The 16,808-nt window shown below is 71.4% G+C and carries 16 protein-coding genes and 1 tRNA gene; 4 read left to right on the top strand and 13 right to left on the bottom strand.

Annotated elements, in window-relative coordinates:
* Nucleotides 1-18 precede the first annotated feature (18 nt).
* The 7 genes from ACIBG8_RS36525 to ACIBG8_RS36495 are packed head-to-tail and all read right to left on the bottom strand — an operon-like array spanning nt 19 to nt 6,310.
* Nucleotides 19-891, bottom strand: a complete 873-nt coding sequence (locus ACIBG8_RS36525) for an ABC transporter substrate-binding protein (protein WP_397347702.1) — start codon at nt 889-891, stop codon at nt 19-21.
* Entirely contained in the window at nt 888-1,985 is a 1,098-nt protein-coding gene (locus tag ACIBG8_RS36520) for an LLM class flavin-dependent oxidoreductase (RefSeq protein ID WP_397347701.1), read from the bottom strand. The genes ACIBG8_RS36525 and ACIBG8_RS36520 overlap by 4 nt, the downstream gene beginning before the upstream one ends.
* Nucleotides 1,975-2,892 (bottom strand): LLM class flavin-dependent oxidoreductase, encoded by a 918-nt coding sequence (locus tag ACIBG8_RS36515; RefSeq protein ID WP_397347700.1) that lies wholly within the window; start codon nt 2,890-2,892, stop codon nt 1,975-1,977. Before ACIBG8_RS36515 ends, ACIBG8_RS36520 begins: the two co-directional genes overlap by 11 nt.
* Entirely contained in the window at nt 2,885-3,865 is a 981-nt protein-coding gene (locus tag ACIBG8_RS36510; protein ID WP_397347699.1) for an ABC transporter substrate-binding protein, read from the bottom strand. Before ACIBG8_RS36510 ends, ACIBG8_RS36515 begins: the two co-directional genes overlap by 8 nt.
* Nucleotides 3,862-4,542 (bottom strand): ABC transporter ATP-binding protein, encoded by a 681-nt coding sequence (locus tag ACIBG8_RS36505; RefSeq protein WP_397347698.1) that lies wholly within the window; start codon nt 4,540-4,542, stop codon nt 3,862-3,864. Before ACIBG8_RS36505 ends, ACIBG8_RS36510 begins: the two co-directional genes overlap by 4 nt.
* Nucleotides 4,533-5,342 carry an ABC transporter permease gene (locus ACIBG8_RS36500; protein ID WP_397347697.1) on the bottom strand — a complete coding sequence of 270 codons (810 nt, stop codon included), beginning with the start codon at nt 5,340-5,342 and terminating at the stop codon, nt 4,533-4,535. Before ACIBG8_RS36500 ends, ACIBG8_RS36505 begins: the two co-directional genes overlap by 10 nt.
* Nucleotides 5,339-6,310, bottom strand: coding sequence for an NrtA/SsuA/CpmA family ABC transporter substrate-binding protein (locus ACIBG8_RS36495; RefSeq protein WP_397347696.1), 972 nt, complete (start codon nt 6,308-6,310; stop codon nt 5,339-5,341). The genes ACIBG8_RS36500 and ACIBG8_RS36495 overlap by 4 nt, the downstream gene beginning before the upstream one ends.
* A 58-nt stretch (nt 6,311-6,368) precedes the next feature.
* On the opposite strand from ACIBG8_RS36495, the gene pgm reads away from it, so the two are divergent.
* Nucleotides 6,369-7,976, top strand: coding sequence for a phosphoglucomutase (alpha-D-glucose-1,6-bisphosphate-dependent) (gene pgm, locus ACIBG8_RS36490; RefSeq protein WP_397347695.1), 1,608 nt, complete (start codon nt 6,369-6,371; stop codon nt 7,974-7,976).
* Here pgm and ACIBG8_RS36485 read toward each other — a convergent pair.
* Together ACIBG8_RS36485 and ACIBG8_RS36480 are read right to left on the bottom strand one after the other, a co-directional pair.
* The gene (locus ACIBG8_RS36485) at nt 7,969-8,619 is read right to left on the bottom strand and encodes a DUF2786 domain-containing protein (RefSeq protein WP_397347694.1); all 651 of its coding nucleotides are present in this window, start codon (nt 8,617-8,619) and stop codon (nt 7,969-7,971) included. The two genes, pgm and ACIBG8_RS36485, sit on opposite strands and share 8 nt — an antisense overlap.
* Nucleotides 8,620-8,627: 8 nt before the next feature.
* A complete protein-coding gene (locus ACIBG8_RS36480; RefSeq protein ID WP_397347693.1) occupies nt 8,628-9,863 on the bottom strand; it encodes a hypothetical protein in 1,236 nt (411 codons plus the stop codon).
* Between the two features lie 186 nt (nt 9,864-10,049).
* On the opposite strand from ACIBG8_RS36480, the gene ACIBG8_RS36475 reads away from it, so the two are divergent.
* Both ACIBG8_RS36475 and ACIBG8_RS36470 read left to right on the top strand, forming a co-directional pair.
* Complete coding sequence (locus ACIBG8_RS36475; protein ID WP_397347692.1) at nt 10,050-10,724, top strand: hypothetical protein; 675 nt, start codon at nt 10,050-10,052, stop codon at nt 10,722-10,724.
* A gap of 59 nt (nt 10,725-10,783) precedes the next feature.
* Nucleotides 10,784-11,851 carry a HupE/UreJ family protein gene (locus ACIBG8_RS36470; RefSeq protein ID WP_397347691.1) on the top strand — a complete coding sequence of 356 codons (1,068 nt, stop codon included), beginning with the start codon at nt 10,784-10,786 and terminating at the stop codon, nt 11,849-11,851.
* A 414-nt stretch (nt 11,852-12,265) separates the two neighbouring features.
* Here the strand turns inward: ACIBG8_RS36470 and ACIBG8_RS36465 are convergent.
* A tRNA-Val gene (locus ACIBG8_RS36465) sits at nt 12,266-12,337 on the bottom strand.
* A gap of 426 nt (nt 12,338-12,763) precedes the next feature.
* Between ACIBG8_RS36465 and ACIBG8_RS36460 the strand changes: the two genes are divergently transcribed.
* The gene (locus ACIBG8_RS36460) at nt 12,764-13,180 is read left to right on the top strand and encodes an SsgA family sporulation/cell division regulator (protein WP_020547189.1); all 417 of its coding nucleotides are present in this window, start codon (nt 12,764-12,766) and stop codon (nt 13,178-13,180) included.
* A 179-nt stretch (nt 13,181-13,359) separates the two neighbouring features.
* Here the strand turns inward: ACIBG8_RS36460 and ACIBG8_RS36455 are convergent, their stop codons facing one another.
* From ACIBG8_RS36455 to ACIBG8_RS36445, 3 genes are read right to left on the bottom strand one after another with little or no spacing between them, the layout of a single operon-like run.
* Entirely contained in the window at nt 13,360-14,784 is a 1,425-nt protein-coding gene (locus ACIBG8_RS36455) for an NADH-quinone oxidoreductase subunit C (protein WP_397347690.1), read from the bottom strand.
* Nucleotides 14,781-16,193: a proton-conducting transporter membrane subunit gene (locus tag ACIBG8_RS36450; RefSeq protein WP_397347689.1), complete on the bottom strand. Its 1,413-nt coding sequence runs from the start codon at nt 16,191-16,193 to the stop codon at nt 14,781-14,783. Before ACIBG8_RS36450 ends, ACIBG8_RS36455 begins: the two co-directional genes overlap by 4 nt.
* Nucleotides 16,193-16,804, bottom strand: coding sequence for a hypothetical protein (locus ACIBG8_RS36445; protein ID WP_397347688.1), 612 nt, complete (start codon nt 16,802-16,804; stop codon nt 16,193-16,195). Before ACIBG8_RS36445 ends, ACIBG8_RS36450 begins: the two co-directional genes overlap by 1 nt.
* Nucleotides 16,805-16,808: the final 4 nt, after the last annotated feature.

Below are 16,808 nucleotides of genomic sequence, written 5' to 3'. Positions count from 1 at the left end.
TGGTCGATGCGTCGAAGTCTAGTCCCCGGCTTGCTCCGGAACCGCGTCGGCCACCGTGATCCTGCGGTCGATCAGCCCGGCGGCGAAGAAGAGGTCGGCGGCGCGCTGCTGCTCGGCGACGAACTCGGCGGTGACCGGTTCGAGGCCGAAGGGCCGGTTGCGCAGCGCGTGCTCCCAGTCGTCCACCGATCCGCCGTCGTCGGCGGCGAACAGCTCGGCCGCGGCGCGGTAGTTGCGCGTGATCCACTCGTCGGACTCGCGGAGCGCGGCGACGATCCTGGCCAGCTCCTCCGGCTGCTGTTCCGCGAAGTCGCGCCGGGTGAACCAGAGCGAGCGGTGGCTGAACAGCCCCTGGGTCTCCACCAGCGTGCGGGTCTTCTCCTCCACCCTGCTGAGCGCGGGGTAGGAGCCCACCCAGGCGTCCACCTCGCCGCTGACGAGCAGGTCGGCAGCGTTGCCCCCGGCGTCGACCGGTTCCACGTCGCGCCAGCCCAGCCCGGCGTCGTCGAGGGCGAACAGCAGCAGCGTGGTCTGCCACGAGCCGTGCCCGAGCGCGACCTTCCTCCCCTTCAGGTCGGCCACCGAGGTGATCGGCGAGTCCGCGCGCACGACGAGCCTGCCGTTCTCGTGGCGCGGGCCGGAGACGGCGACGTAGACGATGTCGTGGCCCTTGCCCTGCGCGGTGACGGGCGGGGTGGAGCCGGTGCCGATGAAGTCGTAGCCGCCGTCGAACAGGTGGTCGCCGTGCAGCGACGGCAGCCCTTCCAGGGGCGAGGGGCGCTCGCCCTGCGGCAGCGTACGGAGGTCGACCCATTCGACGCCGCCCAGGATGTCGCGGTGCCGCAGGACCCACAAGGAGTTGTTACTGGGGAAAAATCCGATCTTGGTCATGATGCGCCTTTCAGTAGGGGAAGGACGTTCTCGCCCACGCGGTAGGCCTCCTCCAGGTGCGGTACGCCCGCCAGGATGAACGCGTCCACGCCGAGGCCGACCAGCTCGTCGAGCCGCTCGGCCACCTGCTCGTAGCTGCCGACCAGGCCGAAGGCGGGCCCGCCGCGCAGCAGGTGGAAGCCGCCCCACACGTTGGGCTGCACCTCCAGGTCGCGGTAGCCGTTCACCGCGCCCTGGACGAACGACCGGCTGCGCTCCCAGCCGATCGAGTCGCCCGTCGCGCCGCGCAGCACCGACGGGTCCACGTTGTCCCAGCCCTTGGCGATCTCCGCCCAGGCCAGTTCCTCGGTCTCCCGCGCGACCACGTCGATGCGCACGGCGAACTTCGCGCGCTCGGTCAGCAGGCGCACCTGGTGGAACTTCTCCTCCAGCGCCCAGAACGGCTCCAGCCACGACAGGTAGTAGTCGGCGTGCCTGCCCGCCGCCTCGATGGCCGCGCGCGAGGAGCCGGAGAAGAAGATCTCGGGGAACGGCTGGCGCGCCAGCGGCTCGGGCAGCCGCGCGCCCTCCACCCGGTAGAAGCGGCCGTCGAAGTCGAACGGCTCGCCCCGCCACACGCCCTTGAGCACGTCGAGGAACTCGCTGGTGCGCGCGTAACGGTCGTCGTGGTCGACCTTGTCGCCCCACCAGAGCTGGTCGGGCCCGCCGCCGCCGGAGATGACGTTGTAGACGACGCGCCCGCCCGAGGCGCGCTGCAGGCTGGCCGTCATGCGCGCCGCCTGCACCGGGTGCAGGAACCCCGGCTGGAAGGCGACCATGAACCGGTAGGTGGAGGTCTCGCGGGCCAGCGTCGCGGCTGCGGCCCAGGGGTCGTCTGTGTTGGGGAAGGACGGCAGCAGCCCGCCGACGAAACCGGCGCTCTCCGACGCCCTGGCCACGTCGCCCATGTGCTCGACGTAGCTGTAGTCGTCGCGCGGGCCAGGCGCGAGGCTGCCGGGCAGCGTCGGCGCCCAGTCGCCCCTGCTGGCCACCCGCCTCCTGAGCGAGGGCTGGTCGCCGTGCGTGCCGATCCGCCAGTACACGTCAACCGGCATGGACGTCCTCCTTGGCCAGCAGCGGCAGCAGGTGCTCGCCCAGCCGGTAGGTCTCCTCCAGGTACGGCGCGGCCTCCAGGAAGAAGGTCGTCACCCCCCTGTCCTGGAAGCTGCGGATGTCGTCGGCGACGCTCTCGTAGGAGCCGACCAGCCCCTCGAACCCGCCCAGCCGTACGGCCGCGTGCCAGGCCTCGTCCACGTCCTCGCGGGCCAGGACCGGCAGGCGCAATGCGTACTCGACGCCGGGCAGCCGGTCGATGGCGCCCTCCAGGTCGTCGTCGCGCTCGAAGACGTGCACGTCGGCGTGGCGCGCGGACAGCTCGAGCGCCCGCCGCGAGGTGCCTGACAGGTGCACGCGCGGGAAGGCGCTGCCGGACAGCGGCGGCTGGAAGCCCCCGGCGAGCACCTCGTAGAAGCGCCCCGCGAAGGTGTAGCCGGGCTCGTACCAGACGCCCTTGGCGACTGTCAGGAACTCCTCCGCCCTGGCGTAGCGGTCGGCGCCCTCGTGGAAGTCGCCCTGGGCGCGGGCGAGCGCCGGGTCGAGGTCGACGGCCAGCCGCCAGTCCAGGCGGCTGCCGGAGAACCGCTGCAGGGAGGCGGCGATCTTGGCGGCGTAGACCGGGGTGGCGATCCCGGTGTGGAACTCGGCGACCAGCCGCAGCCACCGGGTCTGGCGCAGCAGCCCGGCGGCCACGACCAGCGACTCCTCGCCCTCGGCGTCGAAGGGGGCCAGCGCGCCCGCGTACCCGGCCAGCTCTGCCGCGCGGCCGAGCTGGGTCAGGTGGTCGAAGGAGTTGCCGCCGCGCGGGTCGGTGATGAAGGGAGGGAAGGGCCGGTGCGCGTCCGGGTGCCAGTCGCCGCGCGGGCCGTCGCCCCTGGTGGGCAGCGTGACGTAGAACTCAGGCATGGACGGCCAGCCTCTCCCTGGCCTCGGCGAGCGGCTCCAGCGCCGCCCAGCCGTCGATGTCGACGTCACCTGCCAGGAAGCCGTGCAGGCGCAGGAACTCCTTCTGGATCTCCAGCAGGTCCAGCCGCTCGACCGACAGCTCAGGGTGCAGCGAGGTGTGGAAGTCGCCGCGGTAGGCGGTGGCCACGCCGTCCGCGCCCGACCGGGTCTCGCGGGCGAGGATGGCGCGGACCTCGTCGAGGTTGGCCGCCGCCCAGTCGGCCGCGCGCAGCGTCTGCACGAGGAAGTCGACGACGACCTCGGGCCGGTCGCGCAGGAGGTCCTCGTGCACGGTGATGGGCCGCGGGGTGCCGTTGTTGACGCGGGTGCGCGGGTCGGGGTGCACGTCGAGGTCGACGGCGACGACCGCGCCGATCTGCCTGGCCTGCTCGGCGGCGCGCGCCCCCTTCACGTAGACGGCGTCGACGGTCCCGTCGGCCAGCTCGGCGATGCCGGGCCAGGCCCACGCCCTGCCGTCGTCCCGCCCGACCGACGGGCGCGCGTTGGCGGGGACGTCCACGAACCGCACGTCGTCCAGCGTCAGGCCCGCCTGCGACAGCGCGCCCTTCGCGCCGTGCAGCGCCATCGCCCTCGGGAAGCTCTCGGCGCGGCTGTCGGCCCACGACGGCAGCGCGAACCTGGCCCCGCGCAGCCCTTCCGCGCCGGTGATCCCGGACCCCGCGCGGACCAGGATCGACTGCCACTCCTCGATCCAGGTCAGCCCGATCAGCCGCGTGCGCGCACCCTCGGAGCGGGCGGCCAGCGCGGGCACGTTGCCGCCCTCGCGGAACAACCCCAGGAGGTCGTGGTCGAAGTGGTGCCTGGCCAGCTCGGGCGGCGCGTCCTGCAGGACGCCGAACCCCTCCAGCCAGCCCAGGTTGTAGGCCAGCCCGGACGCCGTGGGCACCGGGCAGCGGGTGTACCAGAGACTCATGTCAGCACTCCAAGATGGGACAGGAACAGGGTTCTCAGGGCGAGGAACGCGGGGTCGGCGCGGTCGCGCGGGCGCGGCAGGTCGATGGGCACGTCGACGGCCAGCTCGCCGTCGCGCAGCACCGCCACCCGGTCGGCCAGCGCCACCGCCTCGTCCACGTCGTGGGTGACCAGCACGACGGCCGGCCGGTGCCGCGCGCACAGCTCGGCGACGAGCTGCTGCATCTGCAGCCTGGTCAGCGCGTCGAGGGCGGCGAACGGCTCGTCGAGCAGCAGCAGTTGCGGCTCGCGCACCAGGGCTCTGGCCAGGGCGACGCGTTGCGCCTCGCCGCCGGACAGCGTCCCTGGCCAGGCTCCGCCGTACCCGTCGAGGCCGACCTCGGCCAGGGCCCGCGCGCCCGCCTCGCGCCGGGCGCGTGGCAGGCCGAGCGTGACGTTGGCGAGCACCCTGCGGGCCTGCACGAGCCTGGGCTCCTGGTAGACCGTCGTACGGCGGGGCGGCACCAGCACGGTGCCGCTGTCTGGCCGCTCCAGCCCGGCCAGGAGGCGCAGCAATGTGGTCTTGCCGGTGCCGCTCGGGCCGAGCAGGGCGAAGAACTCGCCGGGGGCGATCGTCAGGTCGAGGCCGCGCAGCACGGCCCTGCCGCCGAACGCCTTGGTCACACCGGTCATCTCCATCGCAGGACCAGCCGTTCCACGCCGCGGATGGCCAGGTCGATGGCCAGGCCGAGCACCGCGTAGATCACGACGCACAGCACCATGTAGTCGCCGCGGAAATACTGCTGGGCGAGGGTGACCAGGTAGCCGATGCCCTCGGTGGCGCCGATCTGCTCGGCCGCGATGAGTCCGGTCAGCGACACCGACAGGCAGATGCGCAGCGCCATGAGGATGCTGGGCAGCGCGGTCGGGATGACGACGCCGAACGCGAGCCGCCACCCGCGCAGCCCGAAGCCGCGCGCCGCCTCCACCACCTTCCTGTCGACGCCGCGCACGCCGAGGTAGGTGTAGGCGTACATGGGCGCGACGGCCGACACGCCGATGAGCACCACCTTGAACGTCTCGCCGACGCCGAACCAGGAGATGAAGAGCGGCACCAGCGCGAGGAACGGCACGGCCCGCTTCATCTGCATGGTCGGGTCGACCAGCTCCTCCCCCAGTGCCGACAGCCCGGACACGACGCCGAGCACCAGGCCGATCCCGCCGCCGAGCAGGACCCCGAGACCGGCTCGGTGCGCGGAGGCGGCCAGGTACTCGGCGAGCTGCCCGGTGGCTGCCAGCTCGCCCAGCGCCCGCACCACGGCTCCGGGACCCGCCAGCACGTCGGCGGAGATGGCTCCACTGGCGCTGCCGTACCACCACAGGGCCAGCAGCAGCAGCGGGACGGTCACCCGGACGGCCAGCGAGGCGGCAGGAGCCCTGCGCCGGACCGCGAGGAACGCCGGGGCCTCCAGCTCGACGCGCTCCTCGACGACGGTCATTGGGCGGGCCGCAGGTCGGCGATGACGTCCTGGGGCTTCACCGTGACGGGCAGCACGCCGTACTTGTGGAAGGTGCCCGCCACGTCGGAGATGTAGCTCGCGTCAGCGGGGGTGACGAACCGGGGCGGCAGGGCGTAGCGGGACTTGGCCAGCTCCTCCTCCAGCCGCGCCCCGGACAGCGCGGTCGGCCCCTGGGTCTGGAAGACGTTCTGGAACTTCGCCGGCTCCGTCCTGGCCTGCTGGGTGAGCTCCTGCAGCACCTGCAGGTAGACGCGCACCGCCTCAGGGTGTTCCTGGAGCAGCTCTGTGCGCGCCGCCTGGATGCTGAGGTCCTGGTCGGGCAGGTCGCGGCCGTGCACCAGGACGCGCGCCCCCTTGGCGACCACCTCGGGGTAGGCGCGCACGATCGCCCACCAGGCGTCGACCTTGCCGGTGGCGAACGCCGAGGCCGCCTGGTCGGGGTTGAGGTAGACGCGTTTGACCTGGTCGGGGGCTATCCCGGCGCGCTCCAGGGCGAGCAGCAGCAGGTACTCGCCGCGCCCGCCCTTGTTGACGGCCACCTGCTTGCCGACGAGGTCCTTGACGCCCTTGACCTGGCTGTCGGCCGGGACGACCAGGCCGTCGGTCTGCGGCGCGGCCGCGTCGGTGACGCGGTCGGTGATCGAGAAGATCTTGATGTCCTTGCCGTTGGCCAGGTAGCCCAGGGCGGGCGAGATCGCGCCTTCCAGCACGTTCACCGAGCCTGAGCGCACGGCGTCGATGGTCGCGGTGAACGAGGCGTAGGAGCCGCCCCACTCGACCTTCGCGCCGACGGCGGCCAGCCGCTTCTCCAGGATCCCGTTCTTCTTGGCGTACGCCAGGGGGCCGGCGTTGCCCGGGTCCTTGATCTTGAGCACCGCACCGGAATCCTCGCCGGAGCAGGCGGTCACCGACAGGGCGAGTACGGCCAGCGCGATCAGAAGCCTCATATTTCCTATAATTCAGGTAGGTTTAATCTGAGTCAAGGGCTGTTTGTAGGCTTGCCCCATGACCCACGAGCGAGCGGGACAGCCCGCCCAGCCAGCCGACCTGGTCGACGTCGCCCGCCTGGTGACCGCCTACTACGCGTTGCACCCGGACCCGGCAGAGGTGGGCCAGCGGGTGGCGTTCGGCACGTCGGGGCATCGCGGGTCGTCGCTCAACACCGCGTTCAACGAGGACCACATCCTGGCCACCTCGCAGGCGATCTGCGAGTACCGCGCCGGGCAGGGCATCACCGGGCCGCTGTTCCTGGGCGTCGACACGCACGCGCTGTCGGAGCCCGCGCGGGTGTCGGCGCTGGAGGTGTTCGCGGCCAACGGGGTGACCGTCCTGGCCGACAGCCGCGACGGCTACACGCCCACTCCTGCCGTCTCGCACGCGATCCTCACCCATCCGGGCTCGGACGGCGTGGTGGTGACGCCGTCGCACAACCCGCCGGGCGACGGCGGGTTCAAGTACAACCCGCCGAACGGCGGGCCAGCCGACACCGAGGCGACCTCGTGGATCCAGGACCGGGCCAACGAGCTGATCGCGGGCGGCCTGCGCGAGGTGCGCCGGGTCCCCTACGCCAGAGCCGCCTTCGAGCGCTACGACTTCCTCGGCAACTACGTCGACGACCTGCCCAATGTGGTCGACCTCGACGCGATCCGCTCGGCCGGGGTGCGCATCGGCGCCGACCCGCTGGGCGGGGCGAGCGTGGCCTACTGGGGCGAGATCGCCGAGCGCCACAACCTGGACCTGACCGTGGTGAACCCGCTGGTCGACGCCACGTGGCGGTTCATGACGCTCGACTGGGACGGCAAGATCCGCATGGACTGCTCCTCGCCGTACGCCATGGCCTCGCTCATCGCGAACCGGTTCTCCTACGACATCTCCACCGGCAACGACGCCGACGCCGACCGGCACGGCGTCGTCACGCCCGACGGCGGCCTGCTCAACCCCAACCACTACCTCGCCGTGGCCATCTCCTACCTGTACGGTCACCGTCCCGGCTGGCCGTCGGGGGCGTCGGTCGGCAAGACGCTGGTGAGCAGCAGCATGATCGACCGCGTCGTGACCTCGCTCGGGCGTCAGCTCACCGAGGTGCCGGTCGGGTTCAAGTGGTTCGTCCCCGGCCTGCTGGACGGTTCGCTGGCCTTCGGCGGCGAGGAGAGCGCGGGCGCCTCGTTCCTGCGCCGCGACGGCTCGGTCTGGACGACCGACAAGGACGGCATCATCCTGGCGCTGCTGGCCTCGGAGATCCTCGCCGTCACCGGGCGCAGCCCCAGCGAGCACTACGCCGCCCTGACCGAGAGCTTCGGCGCGCCCGCCTACGCGCGGGTCGACGCACCCGCCACGCGCGAGGAGAAGGCCGTCCTGGCCAAGCTGTCGGCCTCGCAGGTCACCGCCTCCACGCTGGCGGGCGAGCCGATCACCTCCATCCTCACCTCGGCGCCGGGCAACGGGGCCGAGCTCGGCGGGGTCAAGGTGTCCACGGAGAACGCCTGGTTCGCCGCCAGGCCGTCCGGCACCGAGGACGTCTACAAGATCTACGCCGAGTCGTTCCTGGGGGCCGACCACCTGGCGCTCGTCCAGGAGGAGGCGCGCGCGGTCGTGTCGGCCGCGCTCAAGTGAGCTCCTTCTTCGCCGTCAGGCCGGCGCGGTTCAGGTCCGCCCGCCGGCCGGCCTCGACGCCGTCGCGGTAGCCGGTGCCGCTGGTCCTCGGTACGCTGCGGCGGATCTTCGGGTAGTGCTCGGCCACCGCCTGGTCGACCTCCCGCGTGCGGTCGGCCAGCACGAGCTCCATGCCCCGGCCCGCGCTCGACTCCTCGGCGCTCAGCAGCCGGTAGACCTCGTCGGTGAAGCCCAGCATCCACGAACGCCGGTAGGCCACGCCGGGCACCGGTACCCGGCCCAGGCCGGTGGCCATCTGCAGCAGCAGCGACGTGGCCAGGAGGTCGGCCCGCTCCAGGTCGCCGCCGAAGCCGAACACGTGCACGCGCTGCCCGCCGTCCCCCCTGCCGATGAGGAGGGGGCGGCAGCGTACGGCCTGCGCCACCAGGGACACCAGCCTGGCCTTCTCGCGCGCCCACGGGTCGGGCAGGGTCACGACGCGGTTGCCCGGCCTGGACCGCGTCTCGGCGGGCTCCAGGCTCTCGATGCCGTACTTCGCCATCAGGGCCGCGGCGGCCGCCATGAACGTGGCCCGCTCGTGCTCGTTGTCCGTGCCCTCGGCTTTGGCGAGCAGCTTGCGTACCCGGTCGAGTGTGCGCCTCACACCGCACACTATGCCTTGAGCACGAGGTCCTCATCCTGGATGGCGGGGAAGGCGCCCGTGTCGACGATGCCGTGCTCCTGGTAGAGCGCCTCGATCAGCGCGTGCGCGGCGGGCTCCAGCTTCCACAGCGCGCGGTACTCGCGCGCGGTGGACAGGGAGATGCCGATCTCCTGGGCGATGTCGACCGTGCGCGGCACGATCCGCTTGGCGATCTGCTTGTCCCAGTAGGTGCGGGCGTTGCGCATGAGCCGCGCCCGCTCGGCGGTGTCGACGATCTGCGGGGTGGCGTCGAAGACGTCGTCCTCGTGCTCGTCATCGTCCACGAGCTGGGCCAGGGCGGCGGGCAGGGCGGGGCGGGCGGGCACCGGCACGTGGTCGGCCTCCGGCTCCCACGGCACGCGCGGGTCGGCGTCGATGAGCGCCGAGGTGTTGTACAGGGCGGCGATCTGCGCCAGCAGGGCCTCCTGACGCTCCGGGTCGACCGCCAGGCCGGTGTGCTCGACGGCCTGGTCCATGGCCTTGTCGAGCTTGGCGAGCGCGATGCGCATCTTGCGGTCCGAGGCGCCCTGCTCGCGCAGCGCCTTGGCGCGCTTGGCGGCCAGCGCCACCCTGGTCAGCCTGCGGTGGGCGTCGACCTCGCTGGTGGTGCGGTCGCTGACCTCGGCCAGGCCCAGCCGTACGAGCATGCGCTCGGGGGTGAGCCGCCAGTTGATGCGGCCGGTGCCGCGGATGCGGTGACGCTCGATGGCCATGCCGCGCTCCCACAGCCAGGCGGCGACCAGCGGGGCCGCGAGCCTGAAGACGGCCTCGGCGGCGCTGCGCGCGTCCATGCTGGACAGGATCGCGGTCAGGCAGGTCAGCGCCCATACGGCGATGCCGTCGATGCCGGCGGAGAAGTTCTCGCGCATGTTGCGCCTGGCCCGCACGGCGCTGGTGACGACGGCGACCTCTATGAAGGCGAACAGCAGGATGCGCAGCGGCCCGTCGAAGCCCAGCACGTCACCGGAGAAGCGCCACATGCCCTGGGCGGAGACGCCGGTGGCGATGCTGGCCGCGACCACGGTCAGGACGTCCTCGATGGGACGGGGGGCGATGTAGCGCTTGAAGAGGTAGGAACCGACCCGCCAGGCTCCGCGCAGCGCGATGTACGCCACGACCATGCCGATGAGGCTGAGCACGCAGATGAACGCCGTGACGACCGGCTTTTCCGAAACGAATGCGGCAATCTCGTCGAAAGAGGGCATCAGTCACTGTCCGTCAGGTTCGATGTCCGGCTGTATACCGACGAGATCATTGCAGACTCCTGCGCTCCTGTACGCCAAATGGCAACTCACTACCCATAGGCCCCACCTGCCCTATAAGTCCCGATATTTCATGATCTCGCCAGGCTCGGCATGTGTTGCGTTCATGCGCGAGATCCACTCTGTCCGGTGCTCATCAGCACGACAGAGAGGCACCACCCCGATGCGGCCCGCGGCGCCGCGTTCTCCGCGCCCGACGGGTCGATGCTCTACAAGACGGTGGTGGAGAGGAATCCGAACGTCTTCCTCATCCCGGCCGGGCACGAGCACGGCGTGGGCACCAACGTGAAGCCGAAGGTGGGCCAGGTCGGCAACGGCGTGGTCGAGCTGCTGGCCGACTACCAGTTCTACACGGTGCCGGCCGACCGCCTCGGGCTCACCCAGATCGGCGGCTACAACCCCACCGACCAGCTGCAGTTCAACGTCCAGCGGTCGGAGCTGACCGTCGACACCTACTCGCCGCTGCTCGGCGAGTTCGGCGCCAACGAGTACGACACCCTGCACCGCTACGACGGGCGCGAGGACAACATGGTGCTGCCGGTCGACCTGACCTCGCGCACGACGACCTTCCAGACGGACTCCGTGGCGATCGGCACTCGTACGGTCACCTCAGGGCAGGTCGCGACCGTGCCCTGGGAGCGGCTCAAGCGGGACACGGCCTACGCGTGGTTCGTCACCGCCCGCTCCGCCGATGGCGGGGTGACGGCGTCCGAGCCGAGCGTGTTCGTCACCACGGACGAGCACGGCCGTCCTGGCAAGTGGGACACGGGATCGCCCCTGTACCCGTGGTTCAACCGTTCTTGATCCTCTGGCCGCCGCCCTCGTCCGGGGGCGGCGGCCCTGTTTCTGGAGCTCTACGACACATGCTGCGCTGGCTGCCCGCCCTCGTCCTGGCCTTCCTTTCGCTCCTGGCGGCTCCGGCGCGGGCGCATGACGCGACCACGACCGCCCACGCCACGCTGACCGGCTCAGGGCCTTCCGCGAGGGTCGTGCTCGACCTGGAGTACGACCTCCTCATGAAGTCCGCCTGGCTGTACGCCTCGGCGTACGAGGCCACAGGGCGGGACGCTCAGCTGCGCCAGCTCACGATCAACCGCGCCGCCGTGCTCTCCTACGTCAACGACCGCTTCGCCGTGGTCAGCGGCGGTCAGCGCTGCGCCGCCGTCCAGGCGGGCGACGCGGATGTACGGCTGCGCGGCACGAAGGCCTTCGCCGTCCTCACCTGCGCGGGCGGCGGGCCACGGGAGATCTCCAGCGCGCTCTTCCCCGACGCGGAGAGCTTCGTGCACAGCACCCGGACGCTCGTCGGCTACACGTGGGACGGCCTGCGCGGCTCCGCCGTACTCACCGCCGCCTCGCCCACCCTGCGCCTGGCAGAGCACCGGCCCTCGGCGCAGGTCGGCGAGTTCTTCCTGCTGGGGGCCGAGCATCTGCTGCTCGGGTTCGACCACATCTTCTTCCTGCTGGCCCTGCTCATCGGCGCGCGGCGGCTGCGCGACGTCGTGATCACCTCCACCGCCTTCACCGCCGCCCACAGCCTGACGTTCCTGCTGGCCGCTCTCAGCATCGTCGCCGTCCCCAGCGCTCTGGTGGAGCCGGTCATCGCCCTGTCGATCGTCATCGTGGCCGTGGCCAACCTCTTGGGGCGGGGTGAGGACCGCCTGGGCCGGTGGCGGTTGCCGATCGTCTTCGCCTTCGGCCTCATCCACGGTCTGGGCTTCGCCGGGGCGCTGGACATCAGCACGCGTGGTTCGTGGGAGCTGCTCCTCTCCTTGCTCAGCTTCAACGCAGGCATCGAGGCGGCCCAGCTGGCGATCATCGCCGTGGTCTTCCCGTTGCTGACCCTGGCCCGCCGCAGATCGTGGATCCCCGTAGCCCTGTCGATCCCCATCGTCGGAATGAGCCTTTACTGGCTGATCGACCGTATTTGACGGGTTTGACGGGTCGCCATCGGCCGGACGGCGGGGCGACAATGAAAGCCCTGCCCGAGGAGGGCCCGTGAGCAGGAGATCACGCAGACGCCGCGCATTTCCCAGCGGAGCACCGGGGTGGCTCCCCGGCTTCGGCCCAGGCGAGCCACACGGTCCGGACGAGGACGAGCAGCGGGGCGAAGGCGGCGTCCGCGAACCCCGCCGACCGAAGCCCGCACCCCCATCGCTGATCGCCGAAGCCCCCCTCCCCGACCCACCCCTCCACGCCAGGGACCGCTCCCTGATCCACGCCTCCCAGTAGAGCCCGTCCCGCAGGACCGCGGCGCGTCGGCTCCGGCAAGCCGCTCATCCCTCCCCTGGAGGACCAACGCGAAGAGGCCGTCTCCCCGAGGGGAAACGGCCTCTTGTGTGATGTGGGCGATACTGGGATCGAACCAGTGACCTCTTCGGTGTGAACGAAGCGCTCTCCCGCTGAGCTAATCGCCCGCCCTGTCCGGCCCTTGCGAGCCCGACGGGGAAAACCATACCGCATCCCTGACGCACGCGCGAAGCGGCGACGCTCCGAGGATGATTCGAGCAAAAGGCGGCGGTTGCCCATCGGCGCGGTAGCTCGTTGGCATAGCATCGTGCTGTTCCGGAAGGTGGTGAACGGGATCTTTCGCCCGAAAGATCCCGAGACGGCACGCCGGGACGGGCCCTACAACTCGCAAAACCCTAGCAAACATGGACCGATTGATGATGTTTAGCCAGGTAGATGCCTAAATGTCCTGCTGTGATGTGCGTTACAGAACGGCCCAGGAGCGGAATCTTTCCTACAGGTTTCTTCGTTCCGCGTCATAGCTCAGGACGAAGTCCGTCAGAGCAGTGAAAGCCCCGAAGAGGGGACCGTACGACGAAAAGGTTTGGCTGACGATGAACAGCACCACCGTCTCCGCCGAGCTTGGCCTTCGGCTTGTGGTCCCCGACCGTACCACCGTCCCCCTGCTCGCCGGACTGAGCTACACGGCAGACGACCCGTATGCCATCCGGATGGCTTTCCACGTGGGGAACGACGAGCCGGTCGAGTGGATCTTCGCCAGAGAACTGCTGACTGTAGGCATCGTGAGGCGAGTCGGTGACGGCGACGTGCAGGTGTGGCCCGCACGCGCCGACGGCGAACGAACGCTCCACATCAGCCTCACGTCACCGTTCGGACAGGCGCTCTTCGAAGTCCCGCTGGCTCCGCTCACGGAGTTCCTGCACCGCACCTACGAGAAGGTGCCCGCGGGCCGTGAGACCGATTTCATGGACCTGGACGCCGAGCTGACCAACATGCTCTGGCCATCCTGACGGGGAGCGGCAACGGCGCAACGTTGCCGCAACCCCGGCAAATCTAGGCTTTTGCCCGGTGTCCATGCCCGTCGCCCCCGTGCGGACGCGGACACGAACGCCGGGCGGACGGCCCGCCGTAGCCGTCCGTCCGGCACGGCAAGACACGGCGCGGCAAGACACGGCGCGGCATAAAACAGCTACAGGTCGTTGCCCGCGTACGACAGGTTGAAGCTCTTGTTGACCAGCGGGAAGTCGGGCACGATCGCCCCTTCCAGCGCCACGGGCAACGCGGGCCAGTTGAAGAACGACGGGTCCACGATCTTCACGCGCTCCAGCACCCCGGCGGCCCCCACCTCCACCCGGTGCGCGATCGTCCCGCGCCACCCTTCCACGAGTCCCACGCCCACCCCGGACCCCGAGCCGGACAGCACAGCGCGCCCCCCGGAGCCGAGCAGCCGCGCGATCAGCGCCACCGACGCCTCCACCTCGCGGGCCCGCACCTCGAAGCGCGCCAGCACGTCGCCGCCGTTCAGACAGACCGGCTCGAAGCCGCCCAGGGAGACGAACGGGTGGTCGGCCCGCGCGTCCAGGTCCAGCCCGCTCCCACGGGCGACGTAACCGAGCGCTCCCAGGTCGTGTGCGGCCTGCGCGGTGAGTACGGCGGTGCCGAGGAACCGGTCGGCGACGACGTGGTGCGACAGCGCCAGAGCGACGATCTCCGCCACATCCGCGGCGATCTCCGACAGCTCCTCGGGCGAGGGCAGCGCCGGCACCGAGCAACCACCCACCCGCACCGCCCCGCGCAGCAGCCGGTGCCCGGTGACGCGGGCGTTGATCCGCAGCAGCCGTTCCCGCACCCGCAGCGCCTGGGCGTTGAGGATGCTGTGGGCGACGTCGTTGCAGAGCGCCCCCAGGTCGGTCACGTGGTTGTAGAGGCGTTCCAGCTCCAGCAGCACAGCCCGCAGCACCTGCGCGTCGGCGGGCACCTCCAGACCGAGCGCGTCCTCGACGGCCAGGCAGTACGCCAGGGCGTGCCCGAGCGAGGTGTCCCCGCTCACCCGCTCTGCCAGAGGCAGCCCTTCAGCGAAACCACGCCCGTGGAACAGCCGCTCGATGCCCTTGTGCACGAACCACAGCCGCGCCTTGAGCCGCAGCACCGTCTCCCCCACCACCGAGAACCGGAAGTGCCCGGGCTCGATGAGCCCCGCGTGCACGGGCCCGACCGGGATCTCGTACACCCCGGGCCCCTCGACCTGGAGGAACGGGAAGGGCCCCTCGGGGTCGCCGAAGGCCTCCAGCGGCCCCGACGACCGCATCGGGTACCAGCCGCGCGGCCAGTGATGGTGGCGCACCAGCCGGCGGGGACGCGGATGGTCCAGCGGCACGATCCCGTACAGGTCACGCATCTCCCGCTCGAACCGCCCGGCGGGGAACGATATCTCCGCCAGGCTCGGCACCTCCAGGCGCGACGGCGACAGCCGTACGAGCAACTCCACCCTGCGGTCGGGGGCCCCGGCCACGAACAGGTAGGCGACGCTGTACTCCCGCGCCGACACCAGCGCCAGCCGGTACCCCTCCGCCAGCAATCGCGCCGCCTCCCCGGGCAGCTCGTCGGGCGTCACGGCGCCAGCCCCGCGACGGCCGCGTTCAGCAGCACCTGCAGCGGCCCCAGGAACAACCCCAGCACCGCGCACGCCCCCAGCCCGAGCACCAGCGGCACGACGTCACGAGCCGGTACGGCCGCGCCCCCGGGAGAGGGCCCGAGCAGCATGTCGCGCGCCCGCCGTCCCATCGCCGCCACCACCACCAGCATCAACGCCAGCGCCACGGCCACCGCCCACCCGAGCCCGGCTCCGAACCCGGCCCGCACGATGCCCACCTCGCTGGCGAACAGGCTGAACGGCGGCAGCCCCAGGATCGCGAACAGCCCGAGCGCGAACGCGGCCCCCAGGAACGGCGCCCGCACGGCCAGCCCGCGCACCCGGTCGGTCGCGCTGCCGCCGAAGGCCTGCTGGAGCTGCCCCGACGACAGGAACAGCGCCGACTTGCCGAGCCCGTGCCCCAGCACGTGCAGGAGCACAGCGCCGAGCGCGAGCCGCCCGCCGATCGCCGCGCCCAGGGACAGCAGCCCCATGTGCTCGATGCTGGAGTAGGCGAGCATGCGCTTGTAGTCGCGCTGGGCCAGCAGCAGGAGCGCGGCCACGGCGAGGGAGGCCAGCGCGGCGACCACGAGGATCGTCCTGGCGAACGGCGCGCCGAGCGCCGCGTCCGAGATGACCTTGACCCGCAGGATCGCGTAGAACGCGACGGCGGACAGCACCCCCGACATGAGCGCCGCGACCGGCGCTGGCGCCTGGCTGTAGGCGTCCGGCAGCCAGCCGTGCATGGGCGCGAGCCCCGCCTTGGTCCCGAACCCGAGCACCAGCAGCGCGATCGCCATCCTCGTCACCCCGGGGTCGAGGAAGGCGGCATGGGCGGTCAGCACGTCCAGGTCGAGCGAGATCACCCCGGCGTGCGCGGCGGCGAAGTGGATCATCACGATGCCGAGGAGGGCGAGCGCGATCCCCACCGAGCAGATCACCACGTACTTCCAGGCCGCCTCGGTGGCCCGGCGGGTACGGCGGAAGCCGACCAGGAACGCGGCGAGCACGGTCGTGGCCTCCACCGCGACCCACAACACCCCGAGGCTCGCCGCGAGCACGGCGACGGCCATCGCGGCGACCAGGGCCTGGGTGAGGATCCCGTAGCGGCGCAGGGCGCGCGGCCCGGTGCGTTCCGCCTTGAGCTCCGCGTCGAGGTAGGACGGGCTGGCCAGCATCGCCATCAGCGCCACCGCGCCGATGACGATCAGCATGAACGCGCTGAGCGCGTCGGCCCGCAGCAACCCCCAGCTCCCGGCCGGAGGCGCGATCCCGCAGGCCAGCACCCCGGCCGAGGCGGCGGCGCCGAGCCACGCGGTGACCCTGTTCCACCCCAGCAACGCGTAGAGCAGGGCGGCGAGCGCGGGAAAGGCAGGCGCGAGGAAGGTCATCAGTCGTGCAACTCCCGCAACTCGTCCAGGTCGGTGCCGCCGAACGCGGCCCGCATCCTCATGGTCAGAACCTGCAGCACCAGTACGGCCAGCAGCACGTCGAGCGAGACGCCCAGCTCCACCACCAGCGGCACCCCGCTGGTCGTCAGGAACGCCACCGCCGTGATCGCGTTGTCCATCAGCAGGAACCCCACCACCTGCGACAGCGCCCTGCGCCTGGTGACCAGGACGAAGAAGCCCACCAGCAGCACGGTCAGCGCGACCGGCACCGCCTGCGTGGCCGGGGTGGGCGAGAGCCGTACCAGCGGCTGGGAGACGGCGTAGGCGAGCATCGCCAGGACGGCCGCGACCAGCAGCGAGGCCGCGACGTTGACCAGCGGCCTGGTCTCGCGCTCGCCGTCGGCGGCGCGCAGCAGGAGCCAGGGCAGCAGCAGGGCGCGCAGCCCGCCGATCGCCAGGCCGAGCAGCAGGAGCCGGTTGTCGAGCGTGACGATGATCGCGCCGAGCGCCACCCCCTGCAGCGCGAACAGGCGCACGATCGCGCCCACGTCGCGCCGCCACAACACCAGCACCCCGGTCAGAAGGAAGGCGCCGCACGCCAGGTTGAGCATCGTT

Source organism: Nonomuraea sp. NPDC050556, from assembly GCF_044457355.1.
GTDB lineage: Bacteria > Actinomycetota > Actinomycetes > Streptosporangiales > Streptosporangiaceae > Nonomuraea.
Note: the sequence above shows the minus strand (reverse complement) of the source record. Positions and strands in the feature narration are given on the sequence as shown.